This window comes from Ensifer sp. 22521 (assembly GCF_052044795.1).
In the GTDB taxonomy this organism is placed as follows: Bacteria; Pseudomonadota; Alphaproteobacteria; order Rhizobiales; family Rhizobiaceae; genus Ensifer.
The window spans coordinates 221,832-238,579 of the sequence record NZ_JBQENM010000008.1 but is presented as its reverse complement, the minus strand read 5'-3'; the positions used below and the strand labels follow the sequence as shown (position 1 = coordinate 238,579).

Below are 16,748 nucleotides of genomic sequence, written 5' to 3'. Positions count from 1 at the left end.
TAGACAGCCGCGCCACCGAGAATGATGACGCCAGCAACGCTTGCCGCGAGCAGCATCGTACGCTGCGACCGCCGGCCCGAGCCGTAGTCGCGATAGTCGCCCGCATCGTCCTGGCTCTGCACCGGGGAAACCCGCTCGGCATCACGCGTCGGGGACTTCCGTTCGGTCATGGAGCGGCGGAAGTCCTCTTCCATCGCCTTCTCGAATTCGTCGAAATCGTCGAGCGCGCCGCCTCCGAACGACGGATTTGCATTTGCTGCCGAGGTCGGACGAGCCACCTCGGCCTTTTCAACCGCGGCCGGACGGGGATCCTTGGCGGCCGGAGCCGGCGTGCCGAACAGCTGCGCCATTTCCGCGTCGATATCGAGATCGTAGTCTGCTGGATAGGCGACCGGCTTTTCCGTTTCGATGACGGGCAGCTGCGGCACGTCCATGTCGGCGATCGGCGCAACGCCATTCTCGGCTTCGGCGATCATCGAGGGATCGAAGGGCAGCGTGCTTTCAGGCTGCACGTCCTGCTGCTCCACCGGGGCCGGAGCCACGAAGGTTTCGACGGAACGTTCCGGTTCACGCTGCGGAGCAACCGCTTCGATGACCGGCTGCGCAGCAGCCTGCGACACGACCACAGGTGCGACGGCAATCGGTTCGGTCGGCCCGAGGTCCGCAAGATCGAGCTTCAGTGCGGCATCGGAGAGCTCCATTTCGAAGTTCTCGATGTCGAAGCCCGGCTCGTTCTCCTGTTCTGCAACGGGCTGGACCGGCTGGACAGCCTCAACCACCGGCGAAACGGCAGGCGTGGCGACTGCGGCAGCTGCGGGTGCCGCAACAGGCGCTGCCTGCGTCACGAGCGGACCGGCGAAGGCGCGCTGCTGGCTGGCGCCCGAGGGCGAAGCAACGGGCGTCGCCCGGCTGAAGGTCGGCGTAAAGGGATAGGGACTCTTCTTCGCCGGCGCCGCAACCGTGTTTACCGGCGCGGCGGCGGGAGCAACGACCGGCTGTTGCGTGGCGTGAAGGGCCGGATGAGACTGCACGGCAGCGGCAACCACGGCGGTGATCGGCGGAACCGGGAAGCGCTCGATATCCGCAAGAAGATCGTCGCGGGCAGTGTCATGGCCAGCGGGCTCTTCCGGGATTGTCTCGCTCACGTATACGGCATCGTCCACGCGCTCCTCCGGAGCGACGTCAAGGCTAGCAACGTCAAGGTTGGCAACCTCAAGGCTCGGCTCGTCGTAAACCGGGAACGCTTCGGCGACAGCAGCGGGCTCGGCCCAAGCCGTCGACAAATCTGCGGCCGGCGCTTGCCAGTCGTCGACTACCTGTTCCTTCGCCTCAGATACCGGCTCTTCTTCGAACGGCAACAGATCGGCTTCGCCGAGCGACAGTTCGAGCTCGCGCTCCAGATCGAACGCCGGCTCGTCGGCGACGAATTCGGCGTTATCGACTTCGGCAGCCTGAGGGGCGGCCGAGAACGACTGCACCTCGACAACCTGCTCCGGTTCCTCTTCGGCGACAGCGGCCGGTGCTGCGACCGGCTCGGGCTGACGGAATATCGGCGCCTCGTACTCTTCCGCGAATTCGGCTACCGGCTCGATCCGGGCCTCTTCGACCGGCTGCGGCGCCGAAACCGGCTCCACAGCAGGCTGCTGCCCAGCACGGGGCGCATCGTAGCTGTCGAAAGCGCGAAGGAGTTCGTCTTCGAGATCGAAGGCGGGCTCCTGACGGACCGCCTCCTGATGTCGCTGCAACTCTTGCAATTGCTGTACGGCCGGACGGGCATCGTAACCGACGATCCGGGCGAGTTCGGCCAACGGATCATCGTCTGCCAATACATCGAATTCAGCCGGCCCGCTTCGTGCGAATTGTTTGTCTGCCATGCTCTCCACTCACAATTGCCTGTATTTATGTGCCAGTGCATTGTGGGAAAATGGTGACAATACTTATCGCATTTCCTCCGGTGCGGAGGTGCCTGTAATAGACAGGCCGGACTTCAATACCGAAGCGACAGCATGCACCAGCCCGAGTCTGGCAGTACTTAATTGTCTATTTTTATCGTTAACAAAACGTAATTCCGGATTCTCTTTACCTTTGTTCCAGTGTCCGTGGAAGGCAGCGGCAAGATCGTACAGGTAAAACGCGATACGATGCGGCTCCTGAGCCAGTGCCGCGGCCTCGATCACGCGCGGATATTCTGCGAGCTTGGCAACGAGCTGAAGCTCCGTCGGATCCTCGATCTGCCCCTGAACCGCACCGGCGAAATCAAGCGATTCGATGTCCAGATCCGGGAACGCGTCCGCCGCCTGGCGGAACACAGACCGGCAACGCGCATGCGCATACTGCACGTAAAAGACCGGATTATCCTTGGACTGTTCTGTAACCTTGGCAAAGTCGAAGTCGAGCGGCTCGGAATTCTTCCGGTAGATCATCATGAAACGAACCGGATCACGGCCGACTTCATCGACGACTTCGCGCAGCGTGACGAAATCGCCGGAGCGCTTCGACATCTTCACCGGCTCACCGTCGCGGAAGAGCTTGACCAGTTGGCAGAGCAGAACCGTAAGTTTCGACGAACCGCCAGACACGGCGCGCGCCAGCGCCTCAAGCCGCTTGACGTAACCGCCATGGTCGGCGCCCAGCACATAGATCATCTCGTCGAAGCCGCGGTCGAACTTGTCCTTGAAGTAGGCAACGTCAGCGGCGAAGTAGGTGTAGCTTCCATCCGACTTGATCAGCGGCCGGTCGATATCGTCACCGACCTCCGTCGAGCGGAACAGCGTCTGCTCGCGATCTTCCCAATCCTCCGGGAGCTGCCCCTTCGGCGGCGGCAACGTACCCTTGTAGACGTGCCCCTTGAAGGTCAGGTCGTTGATTGCCGTACGAATCGCAGCCGCCCCATTGGCGTGAAGCGTGCGTTCGGAGAAGAAGACGTCGTGAGTGACGTTCAACGCCGCGAGATCCTCTCGGATCATCACCATCATGGCATCGATCGTCCGGTCCTTGACGAGCGGCATCCACTTGTCTTCGGGCATCAGGCGCAGGCTCGTGCCGAATTCATCGGCGAGCGCTTCGCCAACCGGAACGAGATAATCACCCGGATAAAGACCCGGCGGGATTTCGCCGATGTCTTCACCAAGCGCTTGGCGATACCGCATGAAGGCAGAACGTGCGAGAACGTCGATCTGCGACCCGGCGTCGTTGATGTAGTATTCCTTGGTCACCGCATAACCGGCAAAGGCCAAAAGGTTGGCAAGCGCGTCGCCGACCACGGCGCCGCGGCAATGGCCGACATGCATCGGTCCCGTCGGGTTGGCCGAGACATATTCGACGTTAACCTTGCGGCCCGAACCGACAGTGCTGCGGCCATAGTCGGGGCCGGTGCGCACCATGTTCGACAGCAGCTTCTGCCAATAGGAAACCGAAAGCCGGACGTTGATGAAGCCCGGGCCGGCAACGGTCACTTCGGTGACTTCCGGATCCTGCTTGAGCTTCTCAACGATGAGCTCAGCGAGCGCCCGCGGGTTCAGGCCGAGGGGCTTGGCCAGCACCATGGCGGCATTGGTCGCGACATCACCGTGGCTTGGATCGCGCGGCGGCTCGACATTGACACGGCCGAAGTCAAGCTCGGATCGCTTTTCTCGAACGCTGTCAAGCGTTTCGAGAATGTCCTTAATTCTTGATTCGAAGTCCGTGAAGAGATTCATCTGATCCGTCCGCTTTTCCCGACCACATGTGGCCGGCGCAAAACTCAAAAAGGAGGCTCGGTTCGCTTGAACCGTAAGCCTCCGGGCGGGGCGTCCCTACCGCAAATCCGGCGTGTGGTCAAACAAGCGCTTGTGCACGCTGATCGCGAAGGTATCGGTCATGCCGGCCAGATAGTCGCCGACATGACGGGCCCTCGCCGGTTCGGCCATGCCCGAGATCTGATCGATCCAATAGTGCTCCCGCATCAATTGTGGGTCGTCCATGAAGGCATGATAGAGATCGCAGACGATCGACGCCGCACCTTCCCGCACCCGCATCACTTCCGGGTGGCGATAGATCCGGGTCATCAGCAGACGCTTGATCTGCTTGTCCGTCTCGCTCATCTCCTCGGAGAACGTCGCCATGACCGTACCCGCCTGACGTACCTCGGCTACGCTCTCGGGGCGAATGTCCGCGATACGCTGCTGGGCGACGCCGATCACGTCCTCGACCATTGCCGTGATCTGACGGCGCATGATTTCGTGCGTGAAGCGGCTGCTTTCAAGACCGGGATAGCGATCGTGAACCTCGCGCATCAGACGGGCAAGGAACGGCACGTCTTCCAGCATCTCGAAGGTCAGGTAGCCGGCCCGCAGGCCGTCATCGATATCATGGGTGTTGTAGGCGATATCGTCGGCGATGGCCGCGACCTGCGCCTCCAGGCTCGCGTAACTCGCCAGTTCCAGATCGTGAAGAGCACAGTAGTCCAGGATCGGCTGAGGGACCGGTCCACGCGTGCCCTGCCCGTCGGGCGTGAGCAACGGCCCATTGTGCTTGACCAGCCCCTCAAGACTCTCCCAGGTCAGGTTCAGCCCGTCGAACTCGGCGTAGCGCCGCTCGAGTTTGGTGACGATGCGCAGCGACTGGGCATTGTGGTCGAAGCCGCCATGGGGCTTCAGCATCTCGTGCAGGGCGTCCTCGCCCGTATGGCCGAACGGCGTGTGACCGAAATCGTGAACGAGGGCGACGCCTTCGGCGAGGTCCTCGTCGAGCTTGAGGGCACGCGCCAGGGCGCGGGCGATCTGCGCCACTTCGATCGTGTGCGTCAGCCGCGTCCGATAGTGGTCGCCGTCGGCAGCGATGAAGACCTGTGTCTTGTGCTTCAGCCGGCGAAAGGCCGTCGTGTGGACGATGCGATCGCGATCGCGCTGGAAATCCGAACGTGTCGCGCTCGACGCTTCCGGATAGAGCCTGCCGCGCGTCGCCCAGGGGTTCGACGCGAACGGCGCGTGTTCACCATAACCGAAGCCCAGCGCATTTTTGTCGAATGTCATTTTCCACCCAAATCGTCATCCCATTGACGGGACATTGAAGCCTTCATACCTATAGTGAAAGCCACGGAAACGCGTCGCGCAAGCATCGACCGATTCCGCAAGCGAAAGCAACGGCTTGGCCGCGGGGGTTGAAACGACCTCCCGGCGTTGGCCGAGGCGGTGCTGCAAACGACAATCAAATCTCTCCGGTTCTTGACCCCGGCAGGAGGCAGATATGACGCAAGAAACCGTGACCCTTTCGGACGCTGCTGCAAAGCGGATCGCCACGATCCTTCGTTCGGACAGTCACAACAACGCGATGCGGGTGTCCGTCGAAGGCGGCGGCTGCTCGGGATTCTCCTATAAGTTCGACCTGGTCGACAGCGCCAACGACGACGATCTGGTGCTGGAGAAGAACGACGCCAAGGTGCTGATCGACAGCCTGTCGCTCGTCTATATGGGCGGCTCAGAGATCGACTTCGTCGACAACCTGCTCGGCCAGTCGTTTCAGATCAAGAATCCGAATGCGGTCGCAAGCTGCGGATGCGGAACGAGTTTTTCCATCTGAGCCAACGGCCACCTGGCCTGCCTGGGGTCGCCGTCAGAGATACGGCGACCCCAGCCAAAGCACACGGTTCGCCAGCCGGTCGATAAGTGGCTTGGCGCGCAAGGCCTCGAGCGTGACCGGTTCGGCCGAAGCCAGCACATCCGATATCATGCCGCCGATCGTATGGGCGAAACCATCGTCCAGCACTTCGAGATCGAACTCGAAGTTGAGACGCAGGGAACGCGGATCGAGATTGGTCGACCCAACATAGGCCCAGCGCTCGTCCACGATCAGAAGCTTCGAATGGTTGAAGGCGCCCTCGGCGCGCCAGACCCGACAATGACCTTTCAATACCTGATCGAACTGGGCGGTCATTGCGCGATCGACCAGAAGCAGATTGTTGACCGCCGGCACGATGATGTCGACCTCGACGCCCCGGCGCGCCGCGGTCACCAAGGCGCTGATCAGTTCGCGGTCCGGAAGGAAATAGGGCGACATCAGGCGGATGTTCTTGCGCGCCACCGAGAACGCCCCCATCAGCATCTTGTGATTGGTTTCGTTCGTGGCGTCCGGCCCTGAGGGTATGGCGCGCATCAGCACAGAAGACGTTTCTGCCGGCAAAGGCATTTCTTCGAGCGCCCAGGCACCGCCCGTCAGCATCTCCCCGCTGGAAAACTGCCAGTCCTCGGCGGCGACCTGAAAGATGTCGGCGACCACCGGGCCCGTTACCCGAAAGTGCGTGTCGAGGGCCGGCTCCTCGCCGGCAATCTCGCTGCTAAAGCCCGCCCGGATGTTCATGCCGCCGGCAAAGGCGACGCGGCCGTCGACCACGAGAATCTTTCGGTGCGTGCGCAGATTGGCATAGGGCAACCTCAGCCCCATGATGATATTGCCGTTGAAGACGGCCGTCGGAACGCCGGCCGTCTTCAGATGACCGACAATGCTGGGGACGGAGTAGCGCGCGCCGACTGCGTCGATCAGTACGCGCACCTGGACGCCACGCGCGATCGCGGCGATCAAGGCGTCGGCAAAGCGAAGGCCGACCACGTCGCGATCGAAGATATAGCTCTCTATCAGGATGCTGCGCTGCGCACCGGCAATGGCCACCAGCATGGCCTCATAGGCAGCATCCCCGCCGGCCAGCACCTCGATGCCGTTGCCGGAACACATGCGGTGCCGGGAAACACGGTCGCCGAGAATTTTCATCGCGGCAAAACGATTCCCGAAACTTCCGGCAATATCTGTTTCAGAGATATCGAACCTGCCGAACTGATCGGGGCCTTGCCCGCGCAGCAGTGCGCGTTGCGAGCCGATCGAGGAGCGGCGGATACGGTTGATGCCGGCAACGGCATAGAGCAATGCCCCGACGATCGGCGAGAGCAGAACGACACCGACCCAACCTGCGGCGGCGCGAACGTCGTCCTTGGTCATGGCGGCGTGAATGGCAGCCGGGATGCCAAGCGCGAAGGACAGCAGCGCCAGGATATGCGGCCAGTAGTTCTGCACGAGATCGATCATGCGCCGGACTATAGCCGGCCATGGATCGGAATCAATTCAAGCAGCCGCACCTATACCGTATATAAACTGCGCGCGGCGTCGCCCGTCGTCGTTGCAGCTCTGCCCAGCGCTGAAAGTCCGCAGGTATCGGATTTGTCAAAAGAATCCGGAGCGGCTAGAAGAGTCCCGCCGCAAGGACTCACCTGTATGGAAGGGCGTTTCGAGCCATGAAGATTGCCACCTGGAACATCAATGGCGTCAAGGCGCGAATCGACAGCCTGTTGGCATGGCTGAAGGAAGCCAATCCGGACATCGTCTGCCTGCAGGAGATCAAGTCTGTCGACGACGGCTTTCCTCGTCTGGAGATCGAAGCCCTCGGCTATCATGTCGAGACCCACGGCCAGAAGGGCTTCAACGGCGTCGCCCTGCTCTCCAAGCTGCGTCCGGACGAAGTCAACCGCGGCCTGCCGGGCGACGACTCCGATGAGCAGTCGCGTTTCATCGAAGGCGTGTTCTCGGTTGCCGGCGGCGTGATCCGTGTCTGCTCGCTCTACCTGCCGAACGGCAATCCCGTCGATAGTGAGAAGTACCCCTATAAGCTCGCCTGGATGCGCCGGCTGACCGCCTATGCCGAGCAGCGCCTTCTGCTCGAAGAGCCCTTCATCCTGGCAGGCGACTACAACGTCATCCCGGAGGAGCACGACTGCTGGGACATCAAAGTCTGGCAGAACGACGCACTTTTCCTGCCGGAGACGCGCGCGGCCTATCGGCGCCTGCGCAATCTCGGTTTCACCGACGCGGTGCGGGCCACCTCAGACGCGGTGCCGCTCTATACGTTCTGGGATTATCAGGCCGGCTGCTGGCCGAAGAATTTCGGCATTCGCATCGACCATCTGATGCTGTCGCCGGAGGCAGCCGATCGACTGGTTTCGACGTCGATCGACAAACATGTTCGCGCCTGGGAAAAGCCCTCGGACCACGTTCCTGTTATCGGCGAGTTTGCTTTCGCGGCCGCCTGAGGTGCGGATCTGCCGTTCGGCTATTCGGTGCTGGCTGAGGAGTAGCCGCGCGGCGAACTCAGTCGTCGTCGCCCTGCATATGTAGATTCTGCGAAAGCGAGATTGCCGTACGGCGATCATCTTCGGTGGCAAGCGAGAATGCCTGCTCCTGCATCGACTGGAGCCAGGGCCGATCCTTCGGCGAACACTGATCGAGCGCGGCGGTCATATAGGCGAGACCGCGAATGGTCTGGCCTTCCTGGAAGATTACGTTGCCGAAGACACCCATGGCACCGGCATGGCCGCTCTTGCGGGCACGGTTGAGCCACTTCTTGGCTTGCTGAACGTTGACGCTACCGCCCTCGCCCGACAGCAGCATGCGCGCAAGCTGGAACTGCGCCTCAGCGACACCAAAGGTCGACGCCGCCTGGAAATAGAGCTGCCGCGCCTGGGCCATATCCGACTGGATCGGGCTGTCGGGAATGCCGCGTCGGTAGTAGCCGGCAAGAGAGATCAACGCGTTGACGAAATAGCCGGTATCCTCAGAACCCGGCTCCACACCCTGCTGGGCGATCTCGCTGTAGATCTTGAAGGCCTCGAGGTCGTTTTCGGCGACACCGTCGCCATAGGCATACATGTTGGCCAGAGCCCAGCGGGAGCCGGTATGCCCCTTCTCCGCAGCGTATTTGTAGGCCTCGACGGCCTCGTCCTTGCGGCCGTTCTTGTAAGCGGAGAAACCGAACTTGAAGAGCGCGAAGGGACCGGATTCCTTCGTGACGCCTGCCCCCGGATCAAAGGCAAGGGCCGGCATGGTGCTGGTCCCGCAGACCGCCAGCGACACGCCGAGTATCGCAACCTTCAGTGACTTCAGTTCACCCGCAAGCATCACAGTCTAATTCTTCCGTTCCAGCCGGCCACGCCGAACTCATCACCGCTGCAAACACAAACGCCCGGACGACCCGTCGCCGCCCAAAACTTCACCAATTCCGCCGAGAACATCGACGCACCATTCCAGAACGAAACTTCGACACATGCACCGAAAAGACCATTTCAGTCGACCACTTGCACAAAAGTGCCGAAGGCCACATCTGACATGAACATCGACGGTCCAAGTTTCACTTCACACCAAACGCCGCAGGTTTCGTTTTCACGGTTGCAGGTTTGTCCCTACTATCGCTGCTCCCTGTTTGTGGCGGGAAATGGACATAGCCGGGACGAGTCCGATGCTAGCAAACTCTAGCATTAAATGTGTTGCTGAATCGTCACATTAGCGAACGGTGCAAAGGCAACAGCGAACAGTTCCACATCAAAAAGAAAGGCCCGGTCGAAACCGGGCCCAAACACTCAGATTGGCGAAGGATCAGAACTTGACCTTAAGGGACGTCGATATGGCGCCGAAGAAATCGTTACCGTAGTCGTAGGACACATCGCCGCCGATAACCTGCCCGTCGAAGTTAACGGGGCCCGAACTGCCGCTCGTCAGGATGCCCACTGCACCAGCCAGTCGAAGCTCGATATTCTTGTTTGGCGAATAGGATACACCCGAGCCAAGCGACCAAGTATCGGACTGAGTGCCATAGCCGTGGCTGGTACCGCGGTCCCAGGTCAGGCTAATAGCGCCGTTCCACTGATCGTTGAACTTGTGACCAAAGCCGCCTGAAATCGTCCAGCCGTCTCGATAAAGCAGGTCAAGCGAGGTGCAGGGCTGAGCCAGGGTTCCGCCCGACGAAGGGCAAAACTTGAGAACCTGGAGTTGGCTCCAATCCGTCCATTTGACCGAGCCGAAGGCGACCCAGTCGGGCGCAATACCGGACTGAATCTTCAATTCGAGTGAATCCGGCATCGATGCAAAGCCGGAGACCCCATAGAAGTTAACCGGAGCCGGCCCGCGAACGTCACGCAGGTCGATCGTTCCCGCAAGGTTGTCGAGGTCCACGGCACTGTTGTAGACGAGGCTCGCCCGCACTGCGTATTCAGGAATTTCGTAGCCGACGCCAGCGCGCCAGCCCCAACCATCCCCCTCGAGATCCAGCCGACCGATGCCGGTACGCCCGGCGGCCAATACCGGTGGCACGCCCGTGAAATCCTGAACCAACCGCTCCTTGAAGCCGCTGACCTCTTGGTAGAAGACGCCGCCGATGATGCGGAACTGACCTTGGCCGACGTCCCATTTATAGGAGCAGGTTGCGGCGTAGTTGTCGCTTTCGACCTTCGTCTCGACGTTGTTGTTTGCACCGGCCCAGTTGAGGCCCGGGTTGGTATGCGCACCCCAGGGCTGCGAATAGTCGGCCATACAGTCGATATCGTCAGCAAAGCGCGCCTTGACCCCAACGCGCGGAACCCAATAGCTCTCGGTATCGTCGGCGGTATTCGGTCGGGAATTCAAGTTACCACCGCCAGCACCCGGCCCCGTTCCATTAAACGGGAAAACCGCAGACGTCGTATCCGTGTCTCTGACATTCTTCAGTTCGCGCTGCGGATTGACGTAGGTCGCCGAAGCTTCACCGGCGTAGTCCGACGGGTCGAACAGCAGATCGATGTTGTAACCACCGCGCTCAAGACCGCCGGCGTGGGCCGCCGACGCAAACAGCAAACCAGCCGCCACCGTCAGGACGCCACGCTTAAAATTCATGTGAGCCATCAAGCTCCTCCCCTGCACTGCAATCTGCGACATTCCACCTCATGCCGCGTGTGGCGGAAGTATTCTCACGAACATGTGAAATCGCAAATGCCAGATGCAGAGTCGGTGCGGCACTATGCGTCACATAATTTACGTAAGATTCTCATGATTTAGACACATTCGCGCATTTCCGAAATGATATTCCGAAAAATAGGTAAATAAGCCAATAAAATAGGACAAACTTCCAACACCCGCGAAAGCTGTGTCGCGGAAACAACAATATTGGTTTTTGCTGGAGATCAACAAAAATGGCCGTTGAAACTCCGCCGGCCGATGCCAAGCGATTTCGTGAACAGCCGACAGTATTCAGCTCAGCGATTCGATCGCAAAGCGCGCCTCGGTAAGTATATAAAATCATACTAAAATAAAAAATCCGCGACGGACCTGTCGCGGATTTTGAATTCCTTGGCCGATCAACCCGGTGGGCGGTTGCACCCTTAGCGTGCTTCCTAACCGGCTTCCGCCACGCGCGTGAGCGCGACGCCAAGCGAATCTTTCTGAAGATCGAGTTCCACCAGGCGCTCACGCTCCGCTTCCACCAGTTCCGGTTTTGCGTTCGCGACGAACTTTTCATTGGCCAATTTGCCAAGAATACGCTCGCGCTCCGCATCCACCTTGGCGATCGCCTTCTCCAGGCGCGACTTCTCGGCGGAGAGATCGATCAGGTTGCCAAGCGGCAGGCACGCGGTCGCCTCGCCCACAACGATCTGGGCGCTGCCGCGCGGGGCGACAGTCGCATAGTCGATGTGTTCGACACGCGCCAGGCGCGCAATCGCCGGAGCATGCTGCTGCAGGCGCTCGCGCGTCAGATTGTTCGCACCGACGACAATCAGCGGCGCGGTTGCTGCCGGCGGAACATTCATCTCCGAACGGACGGAGCGGATGCCTGAGACTAGGTCGATCAGCCAATTGATCTCATCGGCGGCCGCATCATCGGCATAGGAAGCCGCCGGCCATTCGGCGTGGCAGAGCAGCGTCTCGCGTTCGCGGCCCTCGCCTGCCGTCTGCCCCCAGAGTTCCTCGGTCATGAACGGCATGAACGGGTGCAGCAGCTTGTAGATCTCATCGAGAACATAGGCGACGCAGGCCTGCGACTCGCGCTTGGCCGCCTCGTCCTCGCCGTTGAAGACCGGCTTCAGCAGTTCGAGATACCAATCGCAGAACTGGTTCCAGACGAAACGATAGAGACTGCCGGCGGCTTCGTTGAAACGATAGGCCTCGATCGCCTCGGTGACGTCGCGGATGGTGCGCGAAAGCTCCGTCAGGATCCAGCGGTTGATGGTAAGCGACGCGGCTTCGGGGATGAAACCGTCGCTGTCGACCACGCCGTTCATCTGGGCAAAACGCGTCGCGTTCCAGAGCTTCGTGCCGAAGTTGCGATAACCGGCGATGCGGGCGGGATCGAGCTTCACGTCGCGGCCCTGGGCAGCCATGATCGCCAGCGTGAAGCGCAGTGCGTCGGCCCCATATTCGTCGATAAGTTCGAGCGGGTCGATGACGTTGCCCTTCGACTTCGACATCTTCTGGCCGTTCTTGTCGCGAACGAGCGCATGGACGTAGACCGTATGGAACGGCTCGACCGGGGTGCCGTCGGCATCCTTCATGAAGTGCAGGCCCATCATCATCATGCGGGCGACCCAGAAGAAGATGATGTCGAAGCCTGTCACCAGGACGTCGGTCTGATAGTACTTCTCCAGTTCCGGCGTCTCGTTCGGCCAGCCGAGCGTGGAGAACGGCCAGAGCGCCGACGAGAACCAGGTGTCGAGCACGTCTTCGTCGCGAGTCAGGATTTCGCCCGGCTTGAAGTTTTCGAGCAGGTCCTCGACATAGGCCTTCATCGGGCCTTCATGCGCGAGATAGTGCTGGATCGCGGCGTGCAGCGCCTCTTCCTCGGTCTTCTCGACGAAGACCTGACCATCCGGGCCGTACCAGGCCGGGATCTGATGCCCCCACCAGAGCTGGCGCGAGACGCACCAGGGCTGGATGTTTTCCATCCACTCGAAGTAGGTCTTTTCCCAGTTCTTCGGAACGAAGTTCGTCCGGCCTTCCTTGACGGCGGCAATCGCAGGCTTCGCGAGCGTCTTGGCGTCGACGTACCATTGTTCCGTCAGGCGCGGCTCGATCGGCACGCCGCCACGGTCGCCATGGGGGACCATGTGCTTGTGCGGCTCGATCTTGTCGAGCAGGCCAGCCTCTTCGAAGATGCGGACGATGATCTTGCGCGCCTCGAAGCGGTCCTTGCCTTCGAGTTCGTCCCACGCACCATGCAGGGCTGCCGGATCGGAAAGCCCTTCGAGGAACTCCTCGTTGTCCTTGATGGTGATGCGACCTTCGATCGTCATGACGTTGATCGCGCTGAGGCCTGCGCGCTTGCCGACGTCGAAGTCGTTGAAGTCGTGCGCAGGCGTGATCTTCACCGCGCCGGTGCCGGCCGTCGGATCCGCATAGCTGTCGGCGACAACCGGAATGCGCCGGCCGACGATCGGCAGGATGACATGCTTGCCGAGGAGCGGTTTATAGCGCTCGTCGTCCGGGTTGACGGCAATGCCGCTGTCCCCGAGCATCGTTTCCGGGCGGGTGGTCGCGACGACCAGATAGTCGCGCTTCTCCCATTCGGTCGCCTTGCCTTCCTCATTGAAGGCAACCGGATGTTCATAGGTGACACCCGGTTCGAGCGGATAGCGCAGATACCAGAGATTGCCGTTGATCTCGTGCTGCTCGACCTCCAGATCGGAAATCGCCGTCAGAAGCTTCGGGTCCCAGTTGACCAGGCGCTTGTCCTTGTAGATCAGCCCTTCCTTGTAGAGCGAGACGAAGACCTCCAGAACGGCTTCCGAGAGGCCGTCGTCCATGGTGAAGCGTTCACGCGACCAGTCGCAGGATGCGCCGAGCCGCTTCAACTGATTGAAGATCAAGCCGCCGGATTCGGCCTTCCACTCCCAGACCTTCTCAATGAAGGCCTCGCGCCCCATCTGCCGACGGTGCTGCTGGGTTTCCATCAGCTTGCGCTCGACGACCATCTGGGTCGCAATACCGGCATGGTCCATGCCCGGCTGCCACAGCACGTCCTTGCCGCGCATGCGCTCGAAGCGAACCATGACGTCCTGAAGCGTGTTGTTGAGCGCGTGGCCCATGTGCAGCGAACCGGTTACGTTCGGCGGCGGGATCACGATGCAGAAGCTATCGGCGCCGGGCTTGGCACCCGCGCCTGCACGAAACGCGTTTTCTTCGTCCCACTTCTTGGCGATACGTGGGTCGACGGATGCGGAATCGTAGGTCTTATCAAGCATTTTGGAGCCAATTTTGGAGAGTGATGTCTGTGTCTTGTAAACCGGAACGGCCGGTGCAAGTCAACACGAACGCAAAAAGCCGCGACGGTCGCCGCGGCCCCACGCATCAAAAGATCTGAATTTCAGCGACGCGGCCCGCGGGCAACACGCTCGATTTCCTCGCGAACCAGCCGTTCGACGAGTGTCGGCAGATTGTCGTCCAGCCATTCCTGTAGCATCGGCCGCAGCATTTCCTGGGCGATTTCGTCGAACGAGCGCCTTGCGCCCTGATCGACCGCGAGAGCGAGGTTGTCGAAGGACTGCGCGACCTTCCGGCCGACTTCCGGAGAGACGATGGCTGCGATCGCCTTCTCGGGGGCCACCGTGTCGATCACGGGCGCCGGCGCCGGCGCTGGCGATTCGACGCTGTCGCGACGCTCCGATGGCTCTGGGGCAGCGACGGCTTCCGCATCCTCGTGTGTTTCTGGGGCCACGATCGACTGAACGGCCGGAGCCTTGGGCGCTGATACCGCGGCCATGCGCGACGTTACGACGGGGCTGTCCTGGATCGCCGGCGCTGGCGCGACTGGCTGCGTTTCGCGCGGGGCAAACCCCGTTGCGTGACGCTCCGAAGCCGCACGAACGCGTGCTGCGACATCAGCCAGCGAAAGCGGCGGCTGTGCAACCGACGCGCTGGCCTCGGACGAGACGATGGAAAGCTCTACGGCAGGAGCCGCGGGGGCGGGCCTCGATGTTTCGGCAGATTCCTCGCGCCGCCCGAAGGCTACGGTCTCGATCTCGCTGTCGATCGTCAGCTCGATCTCGTCACCCGCCTCGTCCTCGAAATGCTCCTGCGGCGAAAGCCCGGCCTGCCCAGGCTCATTGCTCTCGATGATCTTGCGAATGGATGCCAGGATCTCATCCATCGAAGGTTCACGCGCGACATTGAGCTGTGCCATTTCTATCCCCGTTTGACGCGGCCGGCATGTGTTTCAAAACAGGACATGCGCCGATTTCCGACAAACCTTATGTGAGTTCGCGGACGAAACATACGCCACGAATCAGCCACTCAGATCCTTGCACAGATTTGTTTTCAGGGGGAAAAATAGAAACGCCCCGGGGAGACCGGGGCGTTTTCTTTAGCGACCGTCGACGGTTCGAAGACCGAACCATTTATCCTTGACCGCCTCGTAATGTTCTTCGGCGCGATATTCGGCCACCTGCAGACCCTGGCTCTTCACGGTCAGCCTCGCGGAGGCTGCAAGCAAGGTATAGCTCGCGACGACCGCATCGCGCTGCGCAAGCGCCAGGAGTTCCTGCGCCTGCAGCACGTCCTGCTGCGAATCGAGAACGTCGAGGGTCGTGCGCTGGCCGACTTTGCGCTCTTCAATGACGCCATCCAGTGCCAGCTTGGCGGCAGAGATCTGCGCCTTGTTGGCGGAAATACGCGCGATCGCTGCTTCGAGCTGTGCGTAGGCCGAAACAATCGTTTCCTGAATCGATGCTCGCGCCGAATCAACCAGAATGCGCTGCTGCCCCAGGCGTTCCTTCGCCTGCCGGATCTGGCCGTATTCGAGGCCGCCCTGATAGATCGGGACTTCGAGGCGAGCAGTGATGCTCGATGTGTTGCTGTCGATGCCATCACCGACATTGCCAGTGGTGCGGCCGACCTGTCCCTGAAGCGTCACGCCGGGCAGCATCGTGCCCTCAGCCGACTTCACCTGGTAACCGGCCGAATCAACCGAGTACTGCGCCGCCAGAATGGTCGGGTGGTCGCGCAGGCCGCTTGCGACCGCCTGGTCGAGCGAGCGCGGCAGGCTCTTCGATGCGGGAGACGCCTGCTTGATGTTCTTCGGCAAGTCGCCGACGATCCGCACATAGGTCGCTTCGCTCTGCTTCAGCTGCGCAACAGCGACGATAAGCTGCGACTGCGCGTTGGCGAGCGAAGCCTCTGCCAGGCTCACGTCCGTACGGGTGCCCTCACCCACATCAAGCCGCGCCTTCGCGGCGTTCACCTGTTCCTGAAGGAACGCGATGTTCTGCTTGCGGATCGACACGAGCTGCTGATCGCGGGCGATATTGGAATAGATGGTCGCCGCCGAAAGCAGGATCTGCATCTCGTTGGCGAGCAGCGATTCGCGGGTGGCAAACACATTCGATTCGGCCGCGCGAACATTGTTCAGCGTCTGAAAGCCATCAAAGACCATCTGCGTTATGGAGATGCCGACCTGCCCCTGGTGAACGTCCTGAGTTCCGGAACTCTCCCTGTCGATGGTCGAAAGCGTCCCGCTGGCGAAACCAGCCACCTGGGGGCGAAAGCCGGACTTGGCGATCGGTACGCTCTCGTCGGTGGCGCGCAGCCCCGCCCGCGCAGCGTTCAGATCCGGGTTGTTTGCGTAGGCTTTGGCCATTGCGCCGAAGATCGTCTCGGCCAGTACTGCGTGCGGGGCAAGCAGCACACTCGTCGAGACGGCGGCCCACAGGGCCGCTTTGCGGACAATCGACACCATTACTTCTCTCTCCGATCGGGGGCGGCAAAGCCTGCCCTCATTTCCCGCAGCGCTGTCCTCGTTACAAAACGGCGCTGCCTAGACACGGCGATGAGCGCTCACACCGCCCACTGGTGAGCAAATCACTACCACTGCACTCTTTGAAACCCGGATTCCAAATTCCGACAACTGCGCAGCCCTACTCTGCGCAGGCATTTCAAAAAGAAACAAGTACCGCGTTGCGAATTGGCAACATTGTTATTTTAGCAGTACATTC

The 16,748-nt window shown here is 60.9% G+C and carries 10 protein-coding genes; 2 read left to right on the top strand and 8 right to left on the bottom strand.

Features of this window, described 5'->3' with window-relative positions:
- Positions 1-1,937 precede the first annotated feature (1,937 nt).
- Both argS and ACTJKE_RS14455 read right to left on the bottom strand, forming a co-directional pair.
- Positions 1,938-3,698 carry an arginine--tRNA ligase gene (gene argS, locus ACTJKE_RS14460; RefSeq protein ID WP_057255806.1) on the bottom strand — a complete coding sequence of 587 codons (1,761 nt, stop codon included), beginning with the start codon at positions 3,696-3,698 and terminating at the stop codon, positions 1,938-1,940.
- A gap of 96 nt (positions 3,699-3,794) precedes the next feature.
- Positions 3,795-5,012, bottom strand: coding sequence for a deoxyguanosinetriphosphate triphosphohydrolase (locus tag ACTJKE_RS14455; RefSeq protein ID WP_057255805.1), 1,218 nt, complete (start codon positions 5,010-5,012; stop codon positions 3,795-3,797).
- A 214-nt stretch (positions 5,013-5,226) separates the two neighbouring features.
- Between ACTJKE_RS14455 and erpA the strand changes: the two genes are divergently transcribed.
- Positions 5,227-5,559, top strand: coding sequence for an iron-sulfur cluster insertion protein ErpA (erpA, locus tag ACTJKE_RS14450; protein WP_057255803.1), 333 nt, complete (start codon positions 5,227-5,229; stop codon positions 5,557-5,559).
- Positions 5,560-5,592: 33 nt separating this feature from the next.
- Here erpA and ACTJKE_RS14445 read toward each other — a convergent pair whose 3' ends face one another.
- Positions 5,593-7,056: a phospholipase D-like domain-containing protein gene (locus ACTJKE_RS14445; protein ID WP_058320614.1), complete on the bottom strand. Its 1,464-nt coding sequence runs from the start codon at positions 7,054-7,056 to the stop codon at positions 5,593-5,595.
- Between the two features lie 206 nt (positions 7,057-7,262).
- Here ACTJKE_RS14445 and xth point away from each other — a divergent pair, with 206 nt between their 5' ends.
- Entirely contained in the window at positions 7,263-8,054 is a 792-nt protein-coding gene (gene xth / locus ACTJKE_RS14440; protein ID WP_057255799.1) for an exodeoxyribonuclease III, read from the top strand.
- Positions 8,055-8,112: 58 nt separating this feature from the next.
- Here xth and exoR read toward each other — a convergent pair whose 3' ends face one another.
- The 5 genes from exoR to ACTJKE_RS14415 all read right to left on the bottom strand — a co-directional run bounded on the left by exoR (position 8,113) and on the right by ACTJKE_RS14415 (position 16,492).
- Positions 8,113-8,919, bottom strand: a complete 807-nt coding sequence (exoR, locus tag ACTJKE_RS14435) for an exopolysaccharide production regulator ExoR (protein ID WP_058320613.1) — start codon at positions 8,917-8,919, stop codon at positions 8,113-8,115.
- A gap of 474 nt (positions 8,920-9,393) precedes the next feature.
- On the bottom strand, positions 9,394-10,674 hold the full coding sequence (locus ACTJKE_RS14430) for an OmpP1/FadL family transporter (protein WP_065376932.1): 1,281 nt from the start codon (positions 10,672-10,674) through the stop codon (positions 9,394-9,396).
- Between the two features lie 488 nt (positions 10,675-11,162).
- Positions 11,163-14,003: a valine--tRNA ligase gene (locus tag ACTJKE_RS14425; protein WP_057255793.1), complete on the bottom strand. Its 2,841-nt coding sequence runs from the start codon at positions 14,001-14,003 to the stop codon at positions 11,163-11,165.
- Between the two features lie 122 nt (positions 14,004-14,125).
- Positions 14,126-14,941 carry a PopZ family protein gene (locus ACTJKE_RS14420; RefSeq protein ID WP_057255791.1) on the bottom strand — a complete coding sequence of 272 codons (816 nt, stop codon included), beginning with the start codon at positions 14,939-14,941 and terminating at the stop codon, positions 14,126-14,128.
- 180 nt (positions 14,942-15,121) lie between these two features.
- Entirely contained in the window at positions 15,122-16,492 is a 1,371-nt protein-coding gene (locus ACTJKE_RS14415; protein ID WP_057255789.1) for a TolC family outer membrane protein, read from the bottom strand.
- Positions 16,493-16,748 lie beyond the last annotated feature (256 nt).

Bases quoted from the DNA above. Each gene is read 5' to 3' on its own strand.
- ACTJKE_RS14415 (WP_057255789.1), bottom strand. From the start codon at position 16,492: ATGGTGTCGATTGTCCGCAAAGCGGCCCTGTGGGCCGCCGTCTCGACG.
- ACTJKE_RS14420 (WP_057255791.1), bottom strand. From the start codon at position 14,941: ATGGCACAGCTCAATGTCGCGCGTGAACCTTCGATGGATGAGATCCTG.
- ACTJKE_RS14445 (WP_058320614.1), bottom strand. From the start codon at position 7,056: ATGATCGATCTCGTGCAGAACTACTGGCCGCATATCCTGGCGCTGCTG.
- argS (WP_057255806.1), bottom strand. From the start codon at position 3,698: ATGAATCTCTTCACGGACTTCGAATCAAGAATTAAGGACATTCTCGAA.
- ACTJKE_RS14455 (WP_057255805.1), bottom strand. From the start codon at position 5,012: ATGACATTCGACAAAAATGCGCTGGGCTTCGGTTATGGTGAACACGCG.
- ACTJKE_RS14430 (WP_065376932.1), bottom strand. From the start codon at position 10,674: ATGGCTCACATGAATTTTAAGCGTGGCGTCCTGACGGTGGCGGCTGGT.
- erpA (WP_057255803.1), top strand. From the start codon at position 5,227: ATGACGCAAGAAACCGTGACCCTTTCGGACGCTGCTGCAAAGCGGATC.
- ACTJKE_RS14425 (WP_057255793.1), bottom strand. From the start codon at position 14,003: ATGCTTGATAAGACCTACGATTCCGCATCCGTCGACCCACGTATCGCC.
- exoR (WP_058320613.1), bottom strand. From the start codon at position 8,919: ATGCTTGCGGGTGAACTGAAGTCACTGAAGGTTGCGATACTCGGCGTG.
- xth (WP_057255799.1), top strand. From the start codon at position 7,263: ATGAAGATTGCCACCTGGAACATCAATGGCGTCAAGGCGCGAATCGAC.